Below are 1,165 nucleotides of genomic sequence, written 5' to 3'. Positions count from 1 at the left end.
TTCCTGAAGCTGGGGACCTCCGCGAGCCCGCTCGAGGAATTGCCGACGACGGCATCGACATGGGCGATGGCCGACAGGTAACGCAGCTGCCCGAGCGAGGCGTAGACCTTCGCATCCGGCCTGCCGGCGGCGTAGGCCTCCAACTGCCGGCTCAAGGCCCGCCCTTCCGTATCCGCGTTGGGCATGGTGAAGATGAGGTGGGTGTCTTGCAAGGTATCCAGCGCGGCCAGCAGTTCGTCCATCTGCCCGGCCGCCGCGCCCGGCTCCAGCGTCGCCGGATGGAAGGTGACGAGCAGGTTTTTCGGGCCCAGCTTGAAGTCCAGCGCCGCTTCCAGCGCCGCCCGATCGAGGAGGTCCAGCTTGAGCACATTGTCGATGCCCAGGCCGCCCACCAGGAAAACGCGGGCCGGATCCTCGCCCAACTGGATGACGCGGCGGCGGTACGCTTCGGCCGCGACGAAATGCAGGTGGGCCATCTTGGTGATGGAGTGGCGCATGGCCTCGTCGAAAGCGCCCTCGGTCGTCTCTCCGCCATGCAAGTGCGCGACCGGAATGCGTGCGATCGTCGCAGCGGCTGCGGCGGAAAATATCTCGTACCGATCGCCCAGCAACAGCACCAGGTCGGGGCGAAGCCCGGCAAAAGCATCGGCGAAGCCGATCATCGCCACGCCCATGGATTTGGTCACGCCGGTAGGCGTATCCGAACTCAACAGCATTTCGACTTTGCGATCGATGGCGAAACCATCTGCCTCGATATCGCGATACGTGAGGCCGAACTCCGGCGACAGGTGTGCCCCTGTGGCAATCACCTGCAGCGCGAGTTTCGGCGATTGCCGGATGCCTTCCATGAGCCAGCGTAGCAGGCCATATTCAGCCCGGGTGCCGGTAACGACGCAAATTCTTTTCACAGCGAAATCAACTCGTCGGCGGCAAAGTCGCGTGATGCCATGCGACCGATGACCTCGTCCCAGCGCATCGGCGATATGCCCGTGCCGGGGCGCTTGGCGGTGATGTTTTCGGCCGTAAACCTTTCGCCCGCGCGGATCGGCGCATTGGCTACCAGGGACTTTCTGGCAACCGGCTTGTTCTTGCTTTCGCTGGGGCTGGCGCGCTTGACGCCGTCGCCCATGGCGGCTTCGATATTGCGGATAGCCCTCACCATCGC

At 64.1% G+C, this 1,165-nt stretch carries 2 protein-coding genes; both read right to left on the bottom strand.

From position 1 onward, the window contains the following. Positions 1-848 (bottom strand): UDP-N-acetylglucosamine 2-epimerase (neuC, locus tag AC1D0P_RS25870; RefSeq protein WP_477679341.1); only part of this gene is annotated, 848 nt, incomplete at its 3' end. 56 nt (positions 849-904) lie between these two features. Further along, positions 905-1,165, bottom strand: a 261-nt coding sequence (locus tag AC1D0P_RS25865) for an SAF domain-containing protein (RefSeq protein ID WP_477679340.1), incomplete at its 5' end; no start/stop codon positions are given.

The sequence above is a fragment of the Polaromonas sp. P1_G2 genome, assembly GCF_056405515.1.
Note: the sequence above shows the minus strand (reverse complement) of the source record. Positions and strands in the feature narration are given on the sequence as shown.